Source organism: Kaistia sp. MMO-174 (genome assembly GCF_037147815.1).
In the GTDB taxonomy this organism is placed as follows: Bacteria; Pseudomonadota; Alphaproteobacteria; order Rhizobiales; family Kaistiaceae; genus Kaistia; species Kaistia nematophila.
In genome coordinates this window covers 46,559-63,147 of sequence record NZ_JBBCUO010000005.1, presented here as the reverse complement: position 1 = coordinate 63,147, position 16,589 = coordinate 46,559, and the positions used below count along the sequence as shown (strand labels likewise).

The following is a 16,589-nucleotide window of genomic DNA, read 5'->3' as shown; positions in this document are numbered from 1 at the left end:
CAGACGGATGCCGGTTGACCTGCCAGGGTCGACCGAAGCGTCGCGCCGGCGGGCCTTGTCCCCGCCAGGCTGAAGTTCTGCCAATCCCCATTTTCGATACCATTCGACCCTTCCTTTCTTGAATCCCAACGAGATTCACAAAACCCATGCGTGAAATGAAACTACAGGACCTCAAGTCCAAATCCCCGACGGAGCTGCTGGCCTTCGCCGAGGAACTTGAGGTCGAGAATGCGAGCACGCTGCGCAAGCAGGAGCTGATGTTCGCCATCCTGAAGCAGTTGGCAGACAACGACGTCGAGATCGTCGGACAGGGCGTCGTCGAGGTCTTGCAGGACGGTTTCGGCTTCCTGCGCTCCCCCGACGCCAACTATCTCGCCGGACCGGACGATATCTATGTCTCTCCCTCGCAGATCCGTCGCTTTTCGCTGCGGACCGGCGACACGGTCGAGGGCTATATCCGCAGTCCGAAGGACGGTGAGCGCTATTTCGCCCTGCTGAAGGTCTCGACGATCAATTTCGAGGACCCGGACAAGGCCCGGCACAAGGTTCACTTCGATAATCTGACGCCGCTCTACCCGAACGAGCGCTTCAAGATGGAGCTCGAGGTTCCGGCCGGCAAGGACATGACGCCGCGCATCATCGACCTGGTTGCGCCGCTTGGCAAAGGCCAGCGCGCCCTCGTCACCGCGCCGCCGCGCACTGGTAAGACGGTGTTCCTGCAGAACATCGCCCACTCGATCGCCCAGAACCATCCCGAGTGCTACCTCATCGTCCTGCTGATCGATGAGCGCCCGGAAGAAGTCACCGACATGCAGCGCTCGGTGAAGGGCGAGGTCATCTCCTCGACCTTCGACGAACCCGCTACCCGCCACGTCGCCGTCGCCGAGATGGTGATCGAGAAGGCCAAGCGCCTGGTCGAGCATGGCCGCGACGTCGTCATCCTGCTCGATTCGATCACCCGCCTCGGCCGCGCCTACAACACGGTGGTGCCGTCTTCCGGCAAGGTGCTGACCGGCGGTGTCGACGCCAACGCGCTGCAGCGGCCGAAGCGCTTCTTCGGCGCCGCGCGCAACATCGAGGAAGGCGGCTCGCTGACGATCATCGCGACGGCGCTGATCGATACCGGCAGCCGCATGGACGAAGTCATCTTCGAAGAGTTCAAGGGCACCGGTAACTCGGAAATCATCCTGGACCGCAAGGTGGCCGACAAGCGGACATTCCCGGCGATTGACATCACCCGTTCCGGCACCCGCAAGGAAGAGCTGCTGGTGCCGCCGGACGTGCTCAAGAAGATGTACGTGCTGCGCCGCATCCTCATGCCGATGGGCACGGTCGACGCGATCGAGTTCCTGCTCGACAAGCTGCGCCAGACCAAACACAACTCCGATTTCTTCGATCAGATGAACACCTGATCGGCGAGATCGCCAGAAATCCAGAATGCGAAATGGCCGGGCTCGTCCCGGCCATTTCCGTTTTCGGATCCGGTTAACGCGTTAGCCTTTCGTTAGCCATGCGGTAACCAGGCGCCGTGCAATTCGGCGACGAGCGCTTCCGGCTCGATGATCGGCAGCGAGCAGTTGCCTTCCCGGCAGACATAGGCGGTCGCCCGGCCGTCGATCGCCCGTTTGCCATGCGCCGGGTGGCTGGCCGGCAGGTCGCGATCCTCGGGCTGGACGTCGAGCACGAAGGTTGGCCGCCAGTCCTCGCGCAGCGCGCGCCGGAGTCCGGCGCCGTCATCGGTCGCCGAGGTCAGGATCACCACCGTGCGCACGGCGAGGCGGAGGTCCAGTCCGGAGAGCAGGCTCGCCGTGCCGAAGACGTTGCGGTTGATGATCGGCGCGGCGGCGGCGAGCACGCGGTCGGCGCGGTCGCGGAAGCGGTCCTCGCCGGTCAGCGCCCAGAGCCGGACCAGGCTGTCGACGGCAAGGCCGTGCGGATTGGGCGAGGCGTCGTCGATCCGCTCCGCCTTGCGCAGGATCAGCGCCTCGGCGTCGTCGGCGGTGAAGAAATAGCCGCCCTGGCCGTCGCCATGATGCGCCTCGAGCTGGTCGAGATAGCCGATGGCGCGGTCGAGATAGGCGCTCTCCTGTGTCGCCTGGTGCAGGGCGATGGCGGCGCGGGCGAGCGAGGCGAGATCGGACGAGAAGCCGGGATGGACGGACTTGCCGTCCCGCGTCGCATGGCCGGGCCGGCCGTTGCGGGAAATCGATTCGGCCAGGAAACGAAACGCCGTCGCGGCGAGTTCGGTCCAGTCCGGCCGGTCGAGCAGCCAGCCGGCGGTTGCGAGCCCGGTGATCGCATAGCCGTTCCAGTCGACCAGGATCTTGTCGTCGAGGCCGGGGCGCACGCGCGTCTCGCGCGCTGAAAGCAGCTTCGCGAACAGCGTTTCGGCGCGTCGCTCGTCATCGGTTGCGAGGGGGGCAGGGTGCCGCAATCGATTCGGGATCGAAACGCCCTCCCAGTTGCCGCCAGCCTGGATGTCGTAGAGATCGCCAAGGAAGGCGGCGTCCTCGGCCCCGAGCAGATGCTCCAGCTCGGTGCGGGTCCAGACATAGAAGCGGCCCTCATGGCCCTCGCTGTCGGCGTCGAGGCTGGCGGCGAAGGCGCCGCCCGGCAGCCGCATCTCGCGGACGAGCCAGCCGATCGTGGTCTCGATCCGGGCGCGATAGAGGGCGCCGGCGCCGCTGATGCCCGCGAGCAGGGCGAGCTGCTCGAGGAGAAGGCCATTGTCGGAAAGCATCTTCTCGAAATGCGGCACCAGCCAGTCGGCATCGGTCGAGTAGCGGGCGAAGCCGCCGCCGACATGATCGAAGATGCCGCCGTTGCTCATGCCGATCAGGGCTGCGTCGACGGCGCGCGCCATGTCGCTGTCGCCGGTGCGGTGGGCGCTGCGGGTGAGGAAATCGATCACCGCGGTGTTCGGGAATTTCGGCGCGCCGCGCGTGCCGCCCTTGTCGAGATCCATGATGCCGAGGATGGCGCGCGCCGCCTCGTCGAGCAGCGGCCGGCCGAGCGGCGGCCCCTCGCCCACCGGGCGCGGCTGCAGATGCGCCGCGATGCGGTCGGCCTGGGCGACGATCTTGTCGCGGTCCTCGGCATAGAAGCGGGCGATCTGCTCCAGCACGACGACGAAGCCGGGGCGGCCATAGCGCGAGGTCTTCGGGAAATAGGTGCCGCCCCAGATCGGCTTGCCATCCGGCGTCAGGAACATGGTGAGCGGCCAGCCGCCCTGGTCGCCGATCGCGTGCAGCGCCGCCATGTAGATCTGGTCGATGTCCGGCCGCTCCTCGCGATCGACCTTGATGTTGACGAAGAGACGGTTCATCACCGCTGCGGTCGCCGGATCCTCGAAGGATTCATGCGCCATGACATGGCACCAGTGGCAGGCGGCATAGCCGATCGAGAGCAGGATGGGCCGGTCGAGTTGCCGCGCCTCCTCTAGCGCGGCGGCGTTCCAGCCGCGCCAGTGGACGGGATTGTCCCGGTGCTGCAGCAGATAGGGGCTGGTCTCGAGGCGCAGCAGGTTTTCGGACATCGCGGCTTTCGCTGGCTGGAAGGCTTTCAACAATCAGCCGCTGAAGGTAGACCGCTGCGGCGGACACGCAAGCGCGAAGGCATCGGCCGGGCGGGCAGGACGACGAGCAGGACGGCATGACACAACGACGCGACGATACGATCTTCGCCCTTTCGAGCGGCGCCGCGCCTTCGGGCGTGGCGGTGATCCGGCTCTCGGGTCCGGGTGTTCGATTCGGACTCGAAACATTGATCAGCGATGTGCCGAAAGCGCGGATGGCAGCGCTGCGGACGCTGCGCGCGCCGGAAACGGGCGATATCCTCGATCGCGGACTCGTTCTGTTCTTTCCCGGCCCGGCCAGCTTCACCGGCGAGGATGTCGCCGAGTTGCAGGTGCATGGCGGCCGGGCGGTGATCGCCAGCCTGCTGAAGACGCTGGGCGGCCTACCCGGCTACCGCCAGGCCGAGGCGGGCGAGTTCACCCGCCGCGCCTTCGAGAATGGCCGCGCCGACCTGACCGAGATCGAGGGTCTGGCCGATCTGGTCGCCGCCGAGACGGAGATGCAGCGGCGCCTCGCCGTGCGTCAGGCCGAGGGCGGCCTGCGCAAGCTCTATGAGGACTGGCGGCGGCGGCTGATCCGCGCCCGCGCCCTGATCGAGGCCGGGCTCGACTTCGTCGACGAGGAAGACGTGCCGGACGACGTGATGGCGCCGGCCTGGCGCGAGGCGGCGGAAGTGGCGGCCGAGATGGCGGCGCATCTCGACGACCAGCATTTTGGCGAGCGCGTCCGCGATGGTTTCGAAGTGGTGCTGCTGGGGCCGCCCAATGCCGGCAAGTCCAGCCTCCTGAATGCGCTGGTGCGGCGCGAGGCGGCGATCGTCACGGCCGAGCCGGGCACGACGCGCGACCTGATCGAGGTCTCGCTCGACCTTGGCGGCCACGCTGTCACCCTGGTCGACACCGCCGGCCTGCGCGAGACGGAAAGCCTGGTCGAGCGCGAGGGGATCGCCCGCGCCCGCCGCCGGGCCGGCGCCGCCGATCTCGTGCTGGCGCTGTCGGACAACGACTCCTGGTCCGAAACGATTCCCGAAGGCGCGGTGAGGCTGCTTGTGCGCACGAAGCTCGACCTTGTCGATTCGGACTCGAAACTATCCGCCGGGACGGCCGACATCGCCCTGTCGGCGCGGACGGGCGAGGGACTGGATCATCTGGTCCGGGCGATCGGCACGGCGCTGGATCTGGCCCGGCCGATGCCGGCCGCGCTGATTACCCGCGCCCGCCAGCGCGACGGCATCAGCCGCTCGCTGGAGCATCTGCGCGAGCTGGAGCGCGAGGCCGGCCGCGCCATCGAGGTCAAGGCGGAACTCTTGCGCAGCGCCGCCGATGCGCTCGGTCGGGTCACCGGCAAGGTCGATGTCGAGGATCTGCTCGACGTCATCTTCGCCGAGTTCTGCATCGGCAAATAGGATCGTTTCGGCCCCTGTTCCACGTGAAACAGTTTTCGGCTTTGACGTCGTTCCGGCGAGCGATTAGGAAGGCCGCATCAGAGGGATCGGAACCATGACAAGCGCAGCAGAGGCGACCTTCGACGTCGTCATCATCGGCGGTGGCCATGCCGGAACCGAGGCGGCCGCCGCCTCGGCGCGGATGGGCGCCCGCACCGCCCTGGTCACCCATTCGCGCGATACCATCGGCGTGATGTCGTGCAACCCGGCGATCGGCGGTCTCGGCAAGGGTCATCTCGTGCGCGAGGTCGATGCGCTGGACGGCCTGATGGGCCGCGTCGCCGATGCCGGCGGCATCCAGTTCCGCATGTTGAACCGGCGCAAGGGGCCGGCGGTGCGCGGCCCGCGCGCCCAGGCCGACCGCAAGCTCTATCGCGAGGCTATGCAGGCGGAGATCGCCGCCACCGCCAATCTGACCGTCGTCGAAGGCGAGGCGGACGACCTGACGGTGGTCGATGGCCGCATTGCCGGCGTCGTGCTTGCCGATGGCCGCCGCATCGCCTGCGGCGCCGTGGTGATCACGACCGGGACCTTCCTGCGCGGGCTCATCCATATCGGCGAGACCAAGATCCCGGCCGGCCGGGTCGGCGAGAAGCCGGCGATGGGCCTCTCCGGCGCGCTGGAGCGCCACACCTTCAACCTGGCGCGGCTGAAGACCGGCACGCCGGCGCGGCTCGATGGCCGCACCATCAACTTCGACATTCTGGAGCGCCAGCCCGGCGACGACGAGCCGGAGCCGTTCTCGACGCTGACGGCGCGGATCGAGCGGCCGCAGGTCGACTGCTTCATCACCCGCACCACCGAAGCGACGCACGACGTCATCCGGGCCAACCTGCATCGCTCGCCGATGTATTCCGGCCAGATCGAAAGCCGGGGCCCGCGCTATTGTCCCAGCATCGAAGACAAGATCGTCCGCTTCGCCGAGCGCGAATCGCACCAGATCTTCCTCGAGCCGGAAGGGATCGACGACCCGACCATCTATCCGAACGGCATCTCGACCTCGCTGCCGGAGGATGTGCAGAAGGCGCTGATTGCCACCATCCCGGGCCTGGAGAATGCGGTCATCCTGCGTCCGGGCTATGCCATCGAATATGACCATGTCGATCCGCGCGAACTGACCGCGTCGCTCGAGACCAAGAAGGTGCAGGGCCTGTTCCTGGCCGGCCAGATCAACGGCACCACCGGCTACGAGGAGGCGGCGGCGCAGGGCGTCGTGGCCGGCCTCAACGCGGCCCGCCGCGCCGGCGGCCAGGACGGCGTCGCCTTCAGCCGCTCCGACAGCTATATCGGCGTGATGATCGACGACCTGATCACCCGTGGCGTCACCGAGCCCTATCGCATGTTTACCTCGCGGGCCGAATACCGGCTGTCGCTCCGGGCCGACAATGCCGATCAGCGCCTGACGCCGTTTGGCCTGTCGATCGGCGCCGTCGGCGCCCGGCGCGAGCAGGCATTCGCCGCCAAGCTGGCGCAGCTCTCGGAAGCGCGGCAGGCCTTTGCCGAACGCAGGCTGACGCCGAACGAGGCGGTCAAGGTCGGGCTCGGCGTCAACCAGGACGGCGTGCGCCGTTCCGCCTTTGACCTGCTGGCCTACCCGGATATCGACGCGGCGCGGCTGGTGCAGGTCTGGCCGGAGCTCGGCCGCTTCGCGCCGGCGATCCTCGACCAGATCGAGGCCGATGCGAAATATGCCGTTTATTTGAATCGGCAGCAAAACGATATCGAATCGGTGAAGCGCGACGAGGCCGTGCCGCTCGGCGACGACATCGACTATCGCGCCATCGAGGGCCTGTCGAACGAGCTGCGCCAACGGCTGATGCTGGTGCGTCCTGCGACGCTCGGCCAGGCCGGCCGCATCGAGGGCATGACGCCGGCGGCGCTGGCCCTTCTCCTCACCACGGCGCGTCGTCGCCCGCAAGCCATCCGGACCGTTGCATGACCGATACGATCGCGGCCGTCGAGGCCATCCTCCCCGTTTCACGTGAAACAGGCGAGCGGCTGGAGCGCTATGTGGCGCTGCTGCGCAAGTGGCAGCCCGCGCAGAACCTCGTCTCGCCGAACACGCTCGGCCAGATCTGGACCCGGCATGTCGCCGACTGCGCCCAGCTGGTGGCGCTGTTTCCGGACACGCGGAAATGGCTCGATCTCGGTAGCGGCGCCGGCCTGCCGGGCCTGATCACGGCCATCCTGCTCGCCGACACCGAAGGCGCCATCGTTCATTGCGTCGAGGCTAACCAGCGCAAATGTGCCTTCCTGCGCACGGTGATCCGCGAGACCGGCGCCAAGGCGATCGTGCATGAGGGGCGGATCGAATCGGTTCTGAAACAGTGGAAAGAGCCGGTCGAGCGGATCAGCGGCCGCGCGCTGGCCTCGCTGGCGGATCTGCTCGATCTCTCGGCGCCGGTTCTGGCCGCCGGTGCCACAGGAACCTTTCACAAAGGTGAAGATTTCGAGGGGGAATTGGCGGAAGCCTCTAAATCTTGGTCCCTCGATCTGATAAGACACAAGAGCATGATCGACGAACGCAGTTCGATCGTCGAGATTTGCCGGGCAGAGCGCCGGATCGTCTGATCCCGCGCGCCATCGATGAGGCCGCCATGTCCTATGCCGATACGTTTTCGCCGCCGTCCCTGCTGCCGCCGCAGCCCCGCGTGATCGCGCTGGCCAACCAGAAGGGCGGCGTCGGCAAGACGACGACGGCGATCAACCTGGGGACCGCGCTGGCGGCGATTGGCGAGGAAGTGCTGATCGTCGATCTCGATCCGCAGGGCAATGCCTCGACCGGCCTCGGCATCGACCGCAAGAGCCGGCTGCGCTCGACCTATGACGTGCTGGTCGGCGAATCCACCCTGGCCGAGATCGTCATGGAGACGGCGGTACCGCGCCTGTCGGTGGCGCCGTCGACGATGGACCTGCTCGGCGTCGAGCTGGAAATCGCCAGCCGTTCCGACCGCGCCTTCAAGCTGCGCCGGGCGATCGCCAGCCACATGCAGCGGCCGGAGTCGATTCGGTCCCGAAACTACAGCTATGTGCTGGTCGACTGCCCGCCCTCGCTCAACCTGCTGACGATCAACGCCCTGTCGGCGGCGCATTCGATCCTGGTGCCGCTGCAGTGCGAGTTCTTCGCGCTCGAAGGCCTGAGCCAGCTGCTGCAGACGGTCGACCAGGTCAAGCATGCGCTGAACCCGGAACTGTCGATCCACGGCATCGTGCTGACCATGTTCGACAGCCGCAACAACCTGGCCAGCCAGGTGGTGGCCGACGTCCGCGCGCATATGGGCGACGCCGTCTATGACACGGTGATCCCGCGCAATGTCCGGATTTCGGAAGCGCCGTCGCATGGCAAGCCGGTGCTGCTCTACGATTTCAAGAGCACGGGCAGCCAGGCCTATCTCCGCCTGGCCTCGGAGATCATTCAACGCGAGAAGCGCCTGCGTGCCGCCTGAGGCGCCGCGGGCTCTGGGATTTGTGGGAGTTGACGCTATGAGCATGGAAGACGGATCGCGCCGGCGTCTGGGCCGTGGGCTCGCCGCCCTGATCGGCGATGTCGGCAGCGCCGATCAGGTTGCGAGCGACCCGCGCAGCCGCAATTCGCGCCGCGTGCCGGTCGAGTTCCTGCGTCCCAATCCGCGCAACCCGCGCAAGGCGTTCGAGGAAGAAGACCTCGCCGATCTCACCGCCTCCGTGCGCGAGAAGGGGATCATGCAGCCGATCCTCGTTCGTCCGGTGCCGGGCGGGCCGGCCGACGCCTATGAGATCATCGCCGGCGAGCGGCGCTGGCGCGCGGCGCAGCGCGCCGCCCTGCACGACGTCCCGATCATCATCCACGACGTCAACGACAAGGAAGCGCTCGAGCTCGCCATCATCGAGAACGTCCAGCGCGCCGATCTGAACGCGCTGGAAGAAGCGCTCGGCTATCAGCAGCTGATCGACGAGTTCGACTATAGCCAGACGGCGCTCGCCGACGTCATCGGCAAGAGCCGGCCGCATGTCGCCAACACGCTGCGCCTGCTGAAGCTGCCGCCGGCGGTGCAGACCTATCTGCGCGACGGCAAGCTGACCGCCGGCCACGCCCGCGCGCTCGTCACCGTCGACAATCCTGAAGCGGTGGCGCAGCGCATCGTCGACATGGGCCTGACCGTGCGCGACGCCGAGGCGCTAACCCAGAACGAGCCGAAGAAGGGCCAGCGCGCCGCCAGCAAGGCCGAGAAGGACGCGGATACGCGGGCGCTCGAGAAGCTGCTCGGCGACGTGCTCGGCCTGATGGTGACGATCGACCACAAGTCGAACGGCAGCGGCGAGCTGAAGGTCCGCTACAAGTCGCTCGAACAGCTCGACGAGGTCTGCCGCCTGCTGAAGCGCGACTAGATCTTTCCCACCTGGGCGCTGTCTGCGGCCGGGGCAGGATCGAAAACAGACGCCGACGCCGACCGTTCGCCCAGGGGCCTGCGGTCGGCGTTTTCGTCTGGGTCGAGGTTGTCGTGCCGAACGGCGGATGCAGACGGCCGGATCGGACAGGATCGGCCAAACAAAATAGTTGGTCGGCTAACAAAACCAAAAAGTGACAAAAAACCTAGCGGCGGGCGCGGGACATCATGGCGATGGCGAGCAGCGCCTGGCTGATTACTTCGTCGGCTATGCTGGCCTTCAGGCGGCTGTCGAGGATGGCGCGGTCGAGCCGTTCGAGCGCCTGCTGCAGCCGCTCGGTCGACCAGCTGCGCAATTGCTGTTCGAGCTTGCCCTTGCGCTGGAAGAAGATGCCGCCGGCGTAACGCTCGATCGCGGTCGATTGCGGCATGCCCTCGTCGGCGGCGGCGCGGATCCGGTGCAGCAGCTGGAAATGGCGCAGCGCCGCATTGGCGACGACGAAGGCGGCGGTGCCGGAGCCGAGGATGCGGCGGAAGGCCTTGTCGAGGCCGGTAGCGTCGCCGAGCGCCGCGGCGTCGACCGCCTCGTCGGTTGCCGAGGCGCCGGCATCGCCGACGACCGCGCGCACGGCGTCGGCGTCGATCGAGCCCTGGCCGAGGGCGTAGAGGCAGAGCTTGGCGACCTCGGAGCGGCTGGCGAGCCGGTCGGCGCCGAGCAGGCCGCGCAGCATCTGCCGCGCCTCCGGCTCCATCCTGAGCCCGGCAAGCTGCAGTTCGGAATCGATCAGCCGGTCGAGCGCGGCGTCATTGTCGGCATAGCAGGCGATCGCCGCCGCGCCGCGGGCGTTCTCGCAGACCTTGCGCAGGCCGACGCCCTTCTTGATGTCGCCGGCTTCGAGGATGACCCAGGCGTCCTGAGGCGGGTTGGCGAGCACGGCCTCGACGGCAGACTGGATCGGCCGGTTGCCGGCCACCTTGACCCAGATGGCGCGGGTGCCGCCGAAGAGCGCGATCGTGTTGGCCTCGTCGGCGAGGCGTCCGGTGTCGGAGGCGATCTCGGCGGAATCGAGCCTTACCAGCGCGAAGGGATCGTCGCTCTGGCCGAGCACGGTCTTCGCGAAGGCGGCGGCGCGCTCGGAGATGAGGCCGGTGTCGCTGCCATGCAGCAGCACCACGCGGATGCCGGGATCCGGCCGGCTTAGGAACCGGTCGGCATCCTGGGGCTTGATCTGGACCATTCGTCTGGCCGGCGCCGGGCCTAGCTCGACTTGCCGGTCGCCAGCGCCGCTGCCAGGCGCAGCTGGATATCGTCGGCGACGGACTGGGCGGCGCGGTTCTGCGCGTCGATCTGGGCCCGCTGGTTGGCGAAGGCCTGGTTCGAGCGGTCATAGGAGGCGACGCCGCGATTGATCGAGCGGAGAATGACCTTGCCGGTGGCAATTTCCTTCAGCTGGTAGGCGACGGTGACCGTCACCGAATAGGCCGGCGCCGTCTCGTCGCGTTCGAAGCCGAGGCGCGCGTCGGCCGAGGTGACCCGCATGGTCAGTTCGTAGCGCGGCGGGGCGGGGTTGCCGCCACCCGTGAAGCCGAAGATCAGGTTGTTGCGGACTTCCTGGCCGACGCGGTCGCTGACATCCTCGACCTGGATGGCGGAGAGGTCAGCGGCGACGTTGGGGCCGCTGGCGATAGGCATGTAGATTGGCTGGACCGTGCAGCCGGCCGCCAGCACGCCGAGCGCGAGGGCGGCAAGGCCGCCCCGCACCAGCCGCGTCAGGCCGCTGCCCGAGGGGCGCGCCAAATCCAGTCCGCGATCAGACGACGACATTGACGATCCTCTTCGGCACGATGACGATCTTGCGGGGCGTACGGCCCTCCAGCGCCTTGACGACGCCGTCGAGCGCCAGCGCGGCCGCTTCGATGTCAGTTTCCGACGCCGTCGCCGAGATTGTCAATTCGGCGCGTTTCTTGCCGTTGATCTGGATCGGCAGGACGATCTCGTCCTCGACCAGCAGCGCCGCGTCGACGGTCGGCCAGGGCGACTGCGCGGCCAGACCATCGCGACCGAGCGCGACCCAGAGCTCTTCGGCGAGGTGCGGGATCATCGGGCCGATGGCGGCGACGAGGAACTCCGCCGCTTCGCGGAGCGCGTAGGCAAGGTCCGCCGGCAGCTTGTCGCCGGCCTTGCGGGCGGCGCCGATCGCATCGCCGAAGACGTTGGCGAAGCCGTGGATGCGGGCGACGGCGACGTTGAAGCGCAGCCGGTCGATGTCGTCCTCGACATTCGCGGCCAGCTTGTGGCTGGCGCGCCGCAGCGCATTGGCCTCGGCGCCGAAGGTCTCCGGCCGGGCCTGGCCCGCCTCGGAAAGCTCGACCGCGTCGCCGACCAGGCGCCAGATGCGCTGGGTGAAGCGCCAGGCGCCCTCGATGCCGGCTTCCGTCCATTCGCTGTCGCGCTCGGGCGGCGTGTCGGAGAGCATGAACCAGCGGGCGCAGTCGACGCCGTAGGTCTCGGCCACCACTTCCGGCGGCACGACGTTCTTCTTCGACTTCGACATCTTCTCCGGCGGGCCGACCGTCACCAGCTCATCGGTGCCGACCTTGACTGCCGTGCCGTCGGCGCGCTTCTCGACCTCTTCGGGGAACAGCCACTTGCCGTTCTGGTCCTTGTAGGTCTCGTGCACGATCATGCCCTGGGTGAACAGGCCCGCGAAGGGCTCCGTCACCGAGACACGGCCGGTGCGCTCGAGCGCGCGGGTGAAGAAGCGCGAATAGAGAAGGTGCAGGATCGCGTGCTCGATGCCGCCGATATACTGGTCGACCGGCAGCCAGTGATCGACCGCGTCCTTCGAGAGCGGCGCCTCGCCGGGCGCGCTGGCGAAGCGGGCGAAATACCAGGACGAGTCGACGAAGGTGTCCATCGTGTCCGTCTCGCGGACCGCCGGCTCGCCGCAGTGCGGGCACTTGACGTGCTTCCAGGTCGGGTGACGGTCGAGCGGGTTGCCGGGCTGGTCGAAGGTGACGTCTTCCGGCAGCCTGACCGGCAGGTCCTGCTTCGGCACCGCGACCGGGCCGCAGCTCGGGCAATGGATGATCGGGATCGGGCAGCCCCAGTAGCGCTGGCGCGAGATGCCCCAGTCGCGCAGGCGGAAGTTCACCTGGCGCTTGGCCTGGGGCGCGTTGCCCAGAACCTGGCCTTCCAGGCGCAGCGCCACCGCTTCCTTCGCCTCGGGGATGGTCATGCCGTTCATGAAATCGGAACGGAACAGCGTGCCGTCATCGGTATAGGCGACGTCGCCGACCTCGAAGGAGAGCGCGTCGGCGCCTTCCGGCAGCACCACGGCCTTGACCGGGAGATCGTATTTGCGGGCGAAGTCGAGGTCGCGCTGATCATGCGCCGGGCAGCCGAAGACGGCGCCGGTGCCATAATCCATCAGGATGAAGTTGGCGACGTAGACGGGCAGGTACCAGCCCGGCACCAGCGGGTGCTTGGCGCGGATTCCGGTATCGAAGCCCTTCTTCTCCTGCGTCTCGATCGCTTCGGCCGAGGTGCCGGTGCGGCCGCATTCGACGATGAAGTCGGCGAGCGTCGGATTGCTCTCGGCGAGCTTGGCGGCGAGCGGATGGTTGGCGGCGATGGCGACGAAGGAGGCGCCATAGAGCGTGTCCGGACGGGTCGTGTAGACCTCGATCTCGGTCTCGCCCTGCGGGGCGGAAATGGCGTCGAGGCCGAAGCGGACCATCAGGCCCTCGGAGCGGCCGATCCAGTTCTTCTGCATCAGCCGGACCTTGTCCGGCCAGCGGTCGAGACCGTCCAGCGCGCCGAGCAGCTCCTCGGCGAAATCGGTGATCTTGAAGAACCACTGCGACAGCTTGCGCCGCTCGACCAGCGCGCCGGAGCGCCAGCCGCGACCGTCGATCACCTGCTCGTTGGCGAGCACTGTGTTGTCGATCGGGTCCCAGTTGACCTCGCTCTCCTTGCGATAGACGAGGCCGGCGGCATGCAGGTCGGTGAAGATGCGCTGCTGCTCGGCATAATAGGAGGGATCGCAGGTGGCGATCTCGCGGCTCCAGTCGAGCGAGAGGCCGAGCAGCTTCAGCTGGCCCTTCATCGTCTCGATGTTCTCGTAAGTCCAGATCTTCGGATGGCTGTTGCGCTCGATGGCGGCGTTCTCGGCCGGCAGGCCGAAGGCGTCCCAGCCCATCGGATGCAGGACGTTGAAGCCCTTCTTCCTCTTGAAGCGGGCCACCACGTCGCCCATCACATAGTTGCGGCCATGGCCGATATGGATGCGTCCCGACGGATAGGGGAACATTTCCAGCACATAGTATTTCGGACGCGGGTCGTCGTTCTTCGTCTCGAAAATGCCCTGCTCGGCCCAGGCACGCTGCCAGCGCGGTTCGGCGTCACGAGGGTTGTAGCGTTCTGTGGCCATGGTCCGTCGTCGAAAGGAGTGGGAAAAGGGCGGCTTCACGCCGCCGGAGCAGGGTGCGACCTTCACCAGAAACACGCCGCCCGGTCAACCGCTATCGCTGCCGCAGGCCGATCCGGGGCGGTCGGCGGGCCTCTGCGCGCCGCCGTTCGGTTGAGCGCGGCGGTCCAGCATGCTAGGCGCAGCATCAGCTCCGGTCTGAACGTCGTTTCCCTGAAGCGAGGCCCGACCCAGCATCCGTTTCGCCCTTGCGCGCGAACCCTATCTTGCTCGAAACGCTCCAGTCCGGAGGCGACATGCCCGATCCAGCGCCCGATACCGTCCAGTCCCGTCTTGCCTCCGTCCTCGCCCGCGTCGAGGCGAGGGAAGCGCAGTCCGGTCGCGCTCCAGGATCGGCCCGGCTGATTGCCGTGTCGAAGACGTTCGGCGTCGACGAGATCCGTCCCGTCATCGCCGCCGGCCAGCGCCGCTTCGGCGAGAACCGCGTTCAGGAGGCGCAGGCGAAGTGGCCGCTGCTGCGCGAGATGGCCGATGACATAGAGCTGCACCTGATCGGGCCGTTGCAGTCCAACAAGGCGAAGGAAGCGGTGGCGCTGTTCGACGCCATTCATACCGTCGATCGCGACAAGATCGCCGGCGCGCTGGCGGACGAGATCGCGAAGCAGGGCCGCAAGCCGCAGCTCTTCGTGCAGGTGAATACCGGGCTGGAACCGCAGAAGGCCGGCATCGCGCCGCGCGAGGCGGCCGAATTCGTCGAGCGCTGCCGCACCGTGCACGGGCTGGCCATCGGCGGATTGATGTGCATCCCGCCAGCCGGCGAGGCGGCCGGCCCGCACTTCGCCCTGCTCGCCAAGATGGCGGCCGAGATCGGCGTTTCCGAACTTTCCATGGGCATGAGCGGCGATTTCGACACCGCGATCGCCTTCGGCGCGACCTATGTGCGCGTTGGCGGCGCCATTTTTGGCTCGCGCCCGCCGATCGCGCCGGCGACGCCGGAAGAGCCCGCCGCGGGCTGAGCTTTCCGCTGCACCTGAGCCGGGTCTTGCACCTCTCCCATGGGGAGAGGTCGACGGCCGCAGGCCGGCGGGTGAGGGGTTCAGTCCTCCCCGGAGGTCCGCAACCCCTCACCCGGAGCTACGCTCCGACCTCTCCCCACGGGAGAGGTGAGGGCGGGCGCCTCAGCCCGTGACCACGGCCGCTATCTTACCTCGATCGCCGACGAAGCATGGATCCCTGCTTTCGCAGGGATGACGGCGAGGGTCTGGCTTCGTTCTTCGCGCGTTTCTTGGCGCCGACCTTGTAGCAGGCGCGAGCGCGCCCCCTCTACCGCTCGCGGGAGAGGGTTGGGGTGAGGGTCTTTACAGAACTCCTACCGCACCTCGATCGCCGCGCCGGGCTTCAGTCGGCGCAGGATGTGGCGCATGTCGGCGAGGCGGACCGCGACGCAGCCCTCCGTCGGCAGGAAGCCGGGGCGGGCGAGATGGAAGAAGATGGCGCTGCCTCGGCCCTGGCTGCGGCGGCTCAGGTTCCAGTCCAGGATGACCACGACGTCGTAGAGAGGGTCCGCCCGCCACATCGTCTCGGCGCTCTTCGGATAGGGCATGCGGACCGGCCGGTTGTAGTTGCGGTCGCCGACGGCGTCGCACCAGCCGTCGAGCGGCCGCGACGGGCGCAGCGGCAGGCGGGTCGCCGGCCGGCGGATGCGGTCGGCTCGGTAGCGGATGTCGACGATCGCGTAGCGGCCGGCCGGGGTGGCGCCGTCGCCCTCGCGCTTGGCGTGGGTGACGCCGGAGCGGCCAAGCGCGCAGGGGAAGCGGCGGTCGCCAAGACGGAGGATTCCCTTCGTCGGCGCGCCGGGGCGGACGTGAACGAAAAGCGTCTGGCTGCTGGCGCCGGGAGCGGGGCGGAGGGATTTCTGCATCCAGGCTTTCCCGAGGCGAAGGCCGGCTTAACCGGCGAAACGGGGCGCTTCTTGCATCGCGCCATGATTGGGGTCTAAACCTTACGCCAGCGATTCAGAAGAAGCTTCGGGTCTTCTCTCGAAATCCGAAGAACCGTCAGGGGCAAGAGCCATGGCCGCACGGCGAATTCTGGTTGTTGATGACGATGATCTGCTGCGCGAAAGCCTTGTGGAGCAATTGTCGCTCTACGAAGAATTCGAGCTGATGGACGAAGCCACGGCCACCAAGGGCGTCCAGCGCGCCCGGGCGGAGCCGACCGACCTTCTCATCATGGATGTGGGCCTGCCCGACATGGACGGCCGCGAGGCGGTGAAGCTGCTGCGCAAGGGCGGCTTCAAGGGTCCGATCATCATGCTGACGGGCCAGGATTCGGAATCCGACACCATTTTGGGCCTCGAGGCCGGCGCCAACGACTATGTGACCAAGCCGTTCCGCTTCGCGGTGCTTCTGGCGCGCATCCGCGCCCAGCTGCGCCAGTTCGAGCAGAGCGAGGACGCCACCTTCTCGATCGGCCGCTACACCTTCCGCCCCAGCGCCAAGCTGATGCTCGACGAGCGCGGGCAGAAGATCCGTCTCACCGAAAAGGAGACGTCGATCCTGAAGTTCCTCTACCGCGCCGGCGAGAAGGTCGTCGGCCGCGACATCCTGCTGCACGAAGTCTGGGGATATAATTCCGGCGTGACGACGCACACGCTGGAAACCCATATCTATCGTCTCAGGCAGAAAATCGAGCGCGAGCCGTCGATTGCGGAACTGCTCGTCACGGAAGCGGGCGGATACAAGCTGGTTCCATGATACAGTTCCGGCGTGGC

General features: G+C 67.4%; 13 protein-coding genes. 8 read left to right on the top strand and 5 right to left on the bottom strand.

Annotated elements, in window-relative coordinates:
• The first annotated feature begins 146 nt into the window (after positions 1–146).
• Complete coding sequence (rho, locus tag WFK98_RS18135) at positions 147–1,412, top strand: transcription termination factor Rho (protein WP_201401535.1); 1,266 nt, start codon at positions 147–149, stop codon at positions 1,410–1,412.
• Positions 1,413–1,504: 92 nt separating this feature from the next.
• Here rho and WFK98_RS18130 read toward each other — a convergent pair whose 3' ends face one another.
• A complete protein-coding gene (locus tag WFK98_RS18130) occupies positions 1,505–3,535 on the bottom strand; it encodes a thioredoxin domain-containing protein (protein ID WP_336801219.1) in 2,031 nt (676 codons plus the stop codon).
• A gap of 116 nt (positions 3,536–3,651) precedes the next feature.
• On the opposite strand from WFK98_RS18130, the gene mnmE reads away from it, so the two are divergent.
• The 5 genes from mnmE (at position 3,652) to WFK98_RS18105 (ending at position 9,387) form a co-directional block, all read left to right on the top strand.
• Complete coding sequence (gene mnmE / locus WFK98_RS18125; RefSeq protein ID WP_336801218.1) at positions 3,652–4,980, top strand: tRNA uridine-5-carboxymethylaminomethyl(34) synthesis GTPase MnmE; 1,329 nt, start codon at positions 3,652–3,654, stop codon at positions 4,978–4,980.
• A 94-nt stretch (positions 4,981–5,074) separates the two neighbouring features.
• Positions 5,075–6,958, top strand: coding sequence for a tRNA uridine-5-carboxymethylaminomethyl(34) synthesis enzyme MnmG (mnmG, locus tag WFK98_RS18120; RefSeq protein WP_336801217.1), 1,884 nt, complete (start codon positions 5,075–5,077; stop codon positions 6,956–6,958).
• On the top strand, positions 6,955–7,590 hold the full coding sequence (rsmG, locus tag WFK98_RS18115; protein ID WP_336801216.1) for a 16S rRNA (guanine(527)-N(7))-methyltransferase RsmG: 636 nt from the start codon (positions 6,955–6,957) through the stop codon (positions 7,588–7,590). Before mnmG ends, rsmG begins: the two co-directional genes overlap by 4 nt.
• 26 nt (positions 7,591–7,616) lie before the next feature.
• Entirely contained in the window at positions 7,617–8,465 is an 849-nt protein-coding gene (locus WFK98_RS18110; RefSeq protein WP_266336603.1) for a ParA family protein, read from the top strand.
• 37 nt (positions 8,466–8,502) lie between these two features.
• Entirely contained in the window at positions 8,503–9,387 is an 885-nt protein-coding gene (locus WFK98_RS18105) for a ParB/RepB/Spo0J family partition protein (RefSeq protein ID WP_266336602.1), read from the top strand.
• A 205-nt stretch (positions 9,388–9,592) separates the two neighbouring features.
• Here the strand turns inward: WFK98_RS18105 and holA are convergent, their stop codons facing one another.
• Genes holA through leuS form a run of 3 tightly spaced genes read right to left on the bottom strand, consistent with a single transcriptional unit; the run spans position 9,593 to position 13,819 of the window.
• Positions 9,593–10,624: a DNA polymerase III subunit delta gene (holA, locus tag WFK98_RS18100; protein WP_336801215.1), complete on the bottom strand. Its 1,032-nt coding sequence runs from the start codon at positions 10,622–10,624 to the stop codon at positions 9,593–9,595.
• Between the two features lie 20 nt (positions 10,625–10,644).
• Positions 10,645–11,211, bottom strand: a complete 567-nt coding sequence (lptE, locus tag WFK98_RS18095) for an LPS assembly lipoprotein LptE (RefSeq protein WP_266336600.1) — start codon at positions 11,209–11,211, stop codon at positions 10,645–10,647.
• Positions 11,198–13,819, bottom strand: coding sequence for a leucine--tRNA ligase (leuS, locus tag WFK98_RS18090; protein ID WP_336801214.1), 2,622 nt, complete (start codon positions 13,817–13,819; stop codon positions 11,198–11,200). Before leuS ends, lptE begins: the two co-directional genes overlap by 14 nt.
• Before the next feature lie 293 nt (positions 13,820–14,112).
• Here leuS and WFK98_RS18085 point away from each other — a divergent pair, with 293 nt between their 5' ends.
• Positions 14,113–14,832 (top strand): YggS family pyridoxal phosphate-dependent enzyme, encoded by a 720-nt coding sequence (locus tag WFK98_RS18085; protein WP_336801213.1) that lies wholly within the window; start codon positions 14,113–14,115, stop codon positions 14,830–14,832.
• A 353-nt stretch (positions 14,833–15,185) separates the two neighbouring features.
• Here WFK98_RS18085 and WFK98_RS18080 read toward each other — a convergent pair whose 3' ends face one another.
• Positions 15,186–15,737, bottom strand: coding sequence for a L,D-transpeptidase family protein (locus WFK98_RS18080; protein WP_336801212.1), 552 nt, complete (start codon positions 15,735–15,737; stop codon positions 15,186–15,188).
• 151 nt (positions 15,738–15,888) lie between these two features.
• Between WFK98_RS18080 and WFK98_RS18075 the strand changes: the two genes are divergently transcribed.
• A complete protein-coding gene (locus tag WFK98_RS18075) occupies positions 15,889–16,572 on the top strand; it encodes a response regulator transcription factor (protein ID WP_266333909.1) in 684 nt (227 codons plus the stop codon).
• Positions 16,573–16,589: the final 17 nt, after the last annotated feature.

Coding starts and splice junctions, on each gene's coding strand:
- rho (WP_201401535.1), top strand. CDS start 147: ATGCGTGAAATGAAACTACAGGACCTCAAGTCCAAATCCCCGACGGAG.
- mnmE (WP_336801218.1), top strand. CDS start 3,652: ATGACACAACGACGCGACGATACGATCTTCGCCCTTTCGAGCGGCGCC.
- WFK98_RS18130 (WP_336801219.1), bottom strand. CDS start 3,535: ATGTCCGAAAACCTGCTGCGCCTCGAGACCAGCCCCTATCTGCTGCAG.
- WFK98_RS18110 (WP_266336603.1), top strand. CDS start 7,617: ATGTCCTATGCCGATACGTTTTCGCCGCCGTCCCTGCTGCCGCCGCAG.
- holA (WP_336801215.1), bottom strand. CDS start 10,624: ATGGTCCAGATCAAGCCCCAGGATGCCGACCGGTTCCTAAGCCGGCCG.
- WFK98_RS18085 (WP_336801213.1), top strand. CDS start 14,113: ATGCCCGATCCAGCGCCCGATACCGTCCAGTCCCGTCTTGCCTCCGTC.
- WFK98_RS18105 (WP_266336602.1), top strand. CDS start 8,503: ATGAGCATGGAAGACGGATCGCGCCGGCGTCTGGGCCGTGGGCTCGCC.
- WFK98_RS18080 (WP_336801212.1), bottom strand. CDS start 15,737: ATGCAGAAATCCCTCCGCCCCGCTCCCGGCGCCAGCAGCCAGACGCTT.
- rsmG (WP_336801216.1), top strand. CDS start 6,955: ATGACCGATACGATCGCGGCCGTCGAGGCCATCCTCCCCGTTTCACGT.
- leuS (WP_336801214.1), bottom strand. CDS start 13,819: ATGGCCACAGAACGCTACAACCCTCGTGACGCCGAACCGCGCTGGCAG.
- WFK98_RS18075 (WP_266333909.1), top strand. CDS start 15,889: ATGGCCGCACGGCGAATTCTGGTTGTTGATGACGATGATCTGCTGCGC.
- mnmG (WP_336801217.1), top strand. CDS start 5,075: ATGACAAGCGCAGCAGAGGCGACCTTCGACGTCGTCATCATCGGCGGT.
- lptE (WP_266336600.1), bottom strand. CDS start 11,211: ATGTCGTCGTCTGATCGCGGACTGGATTTGGCGCGCCCCTCGGGCAGC.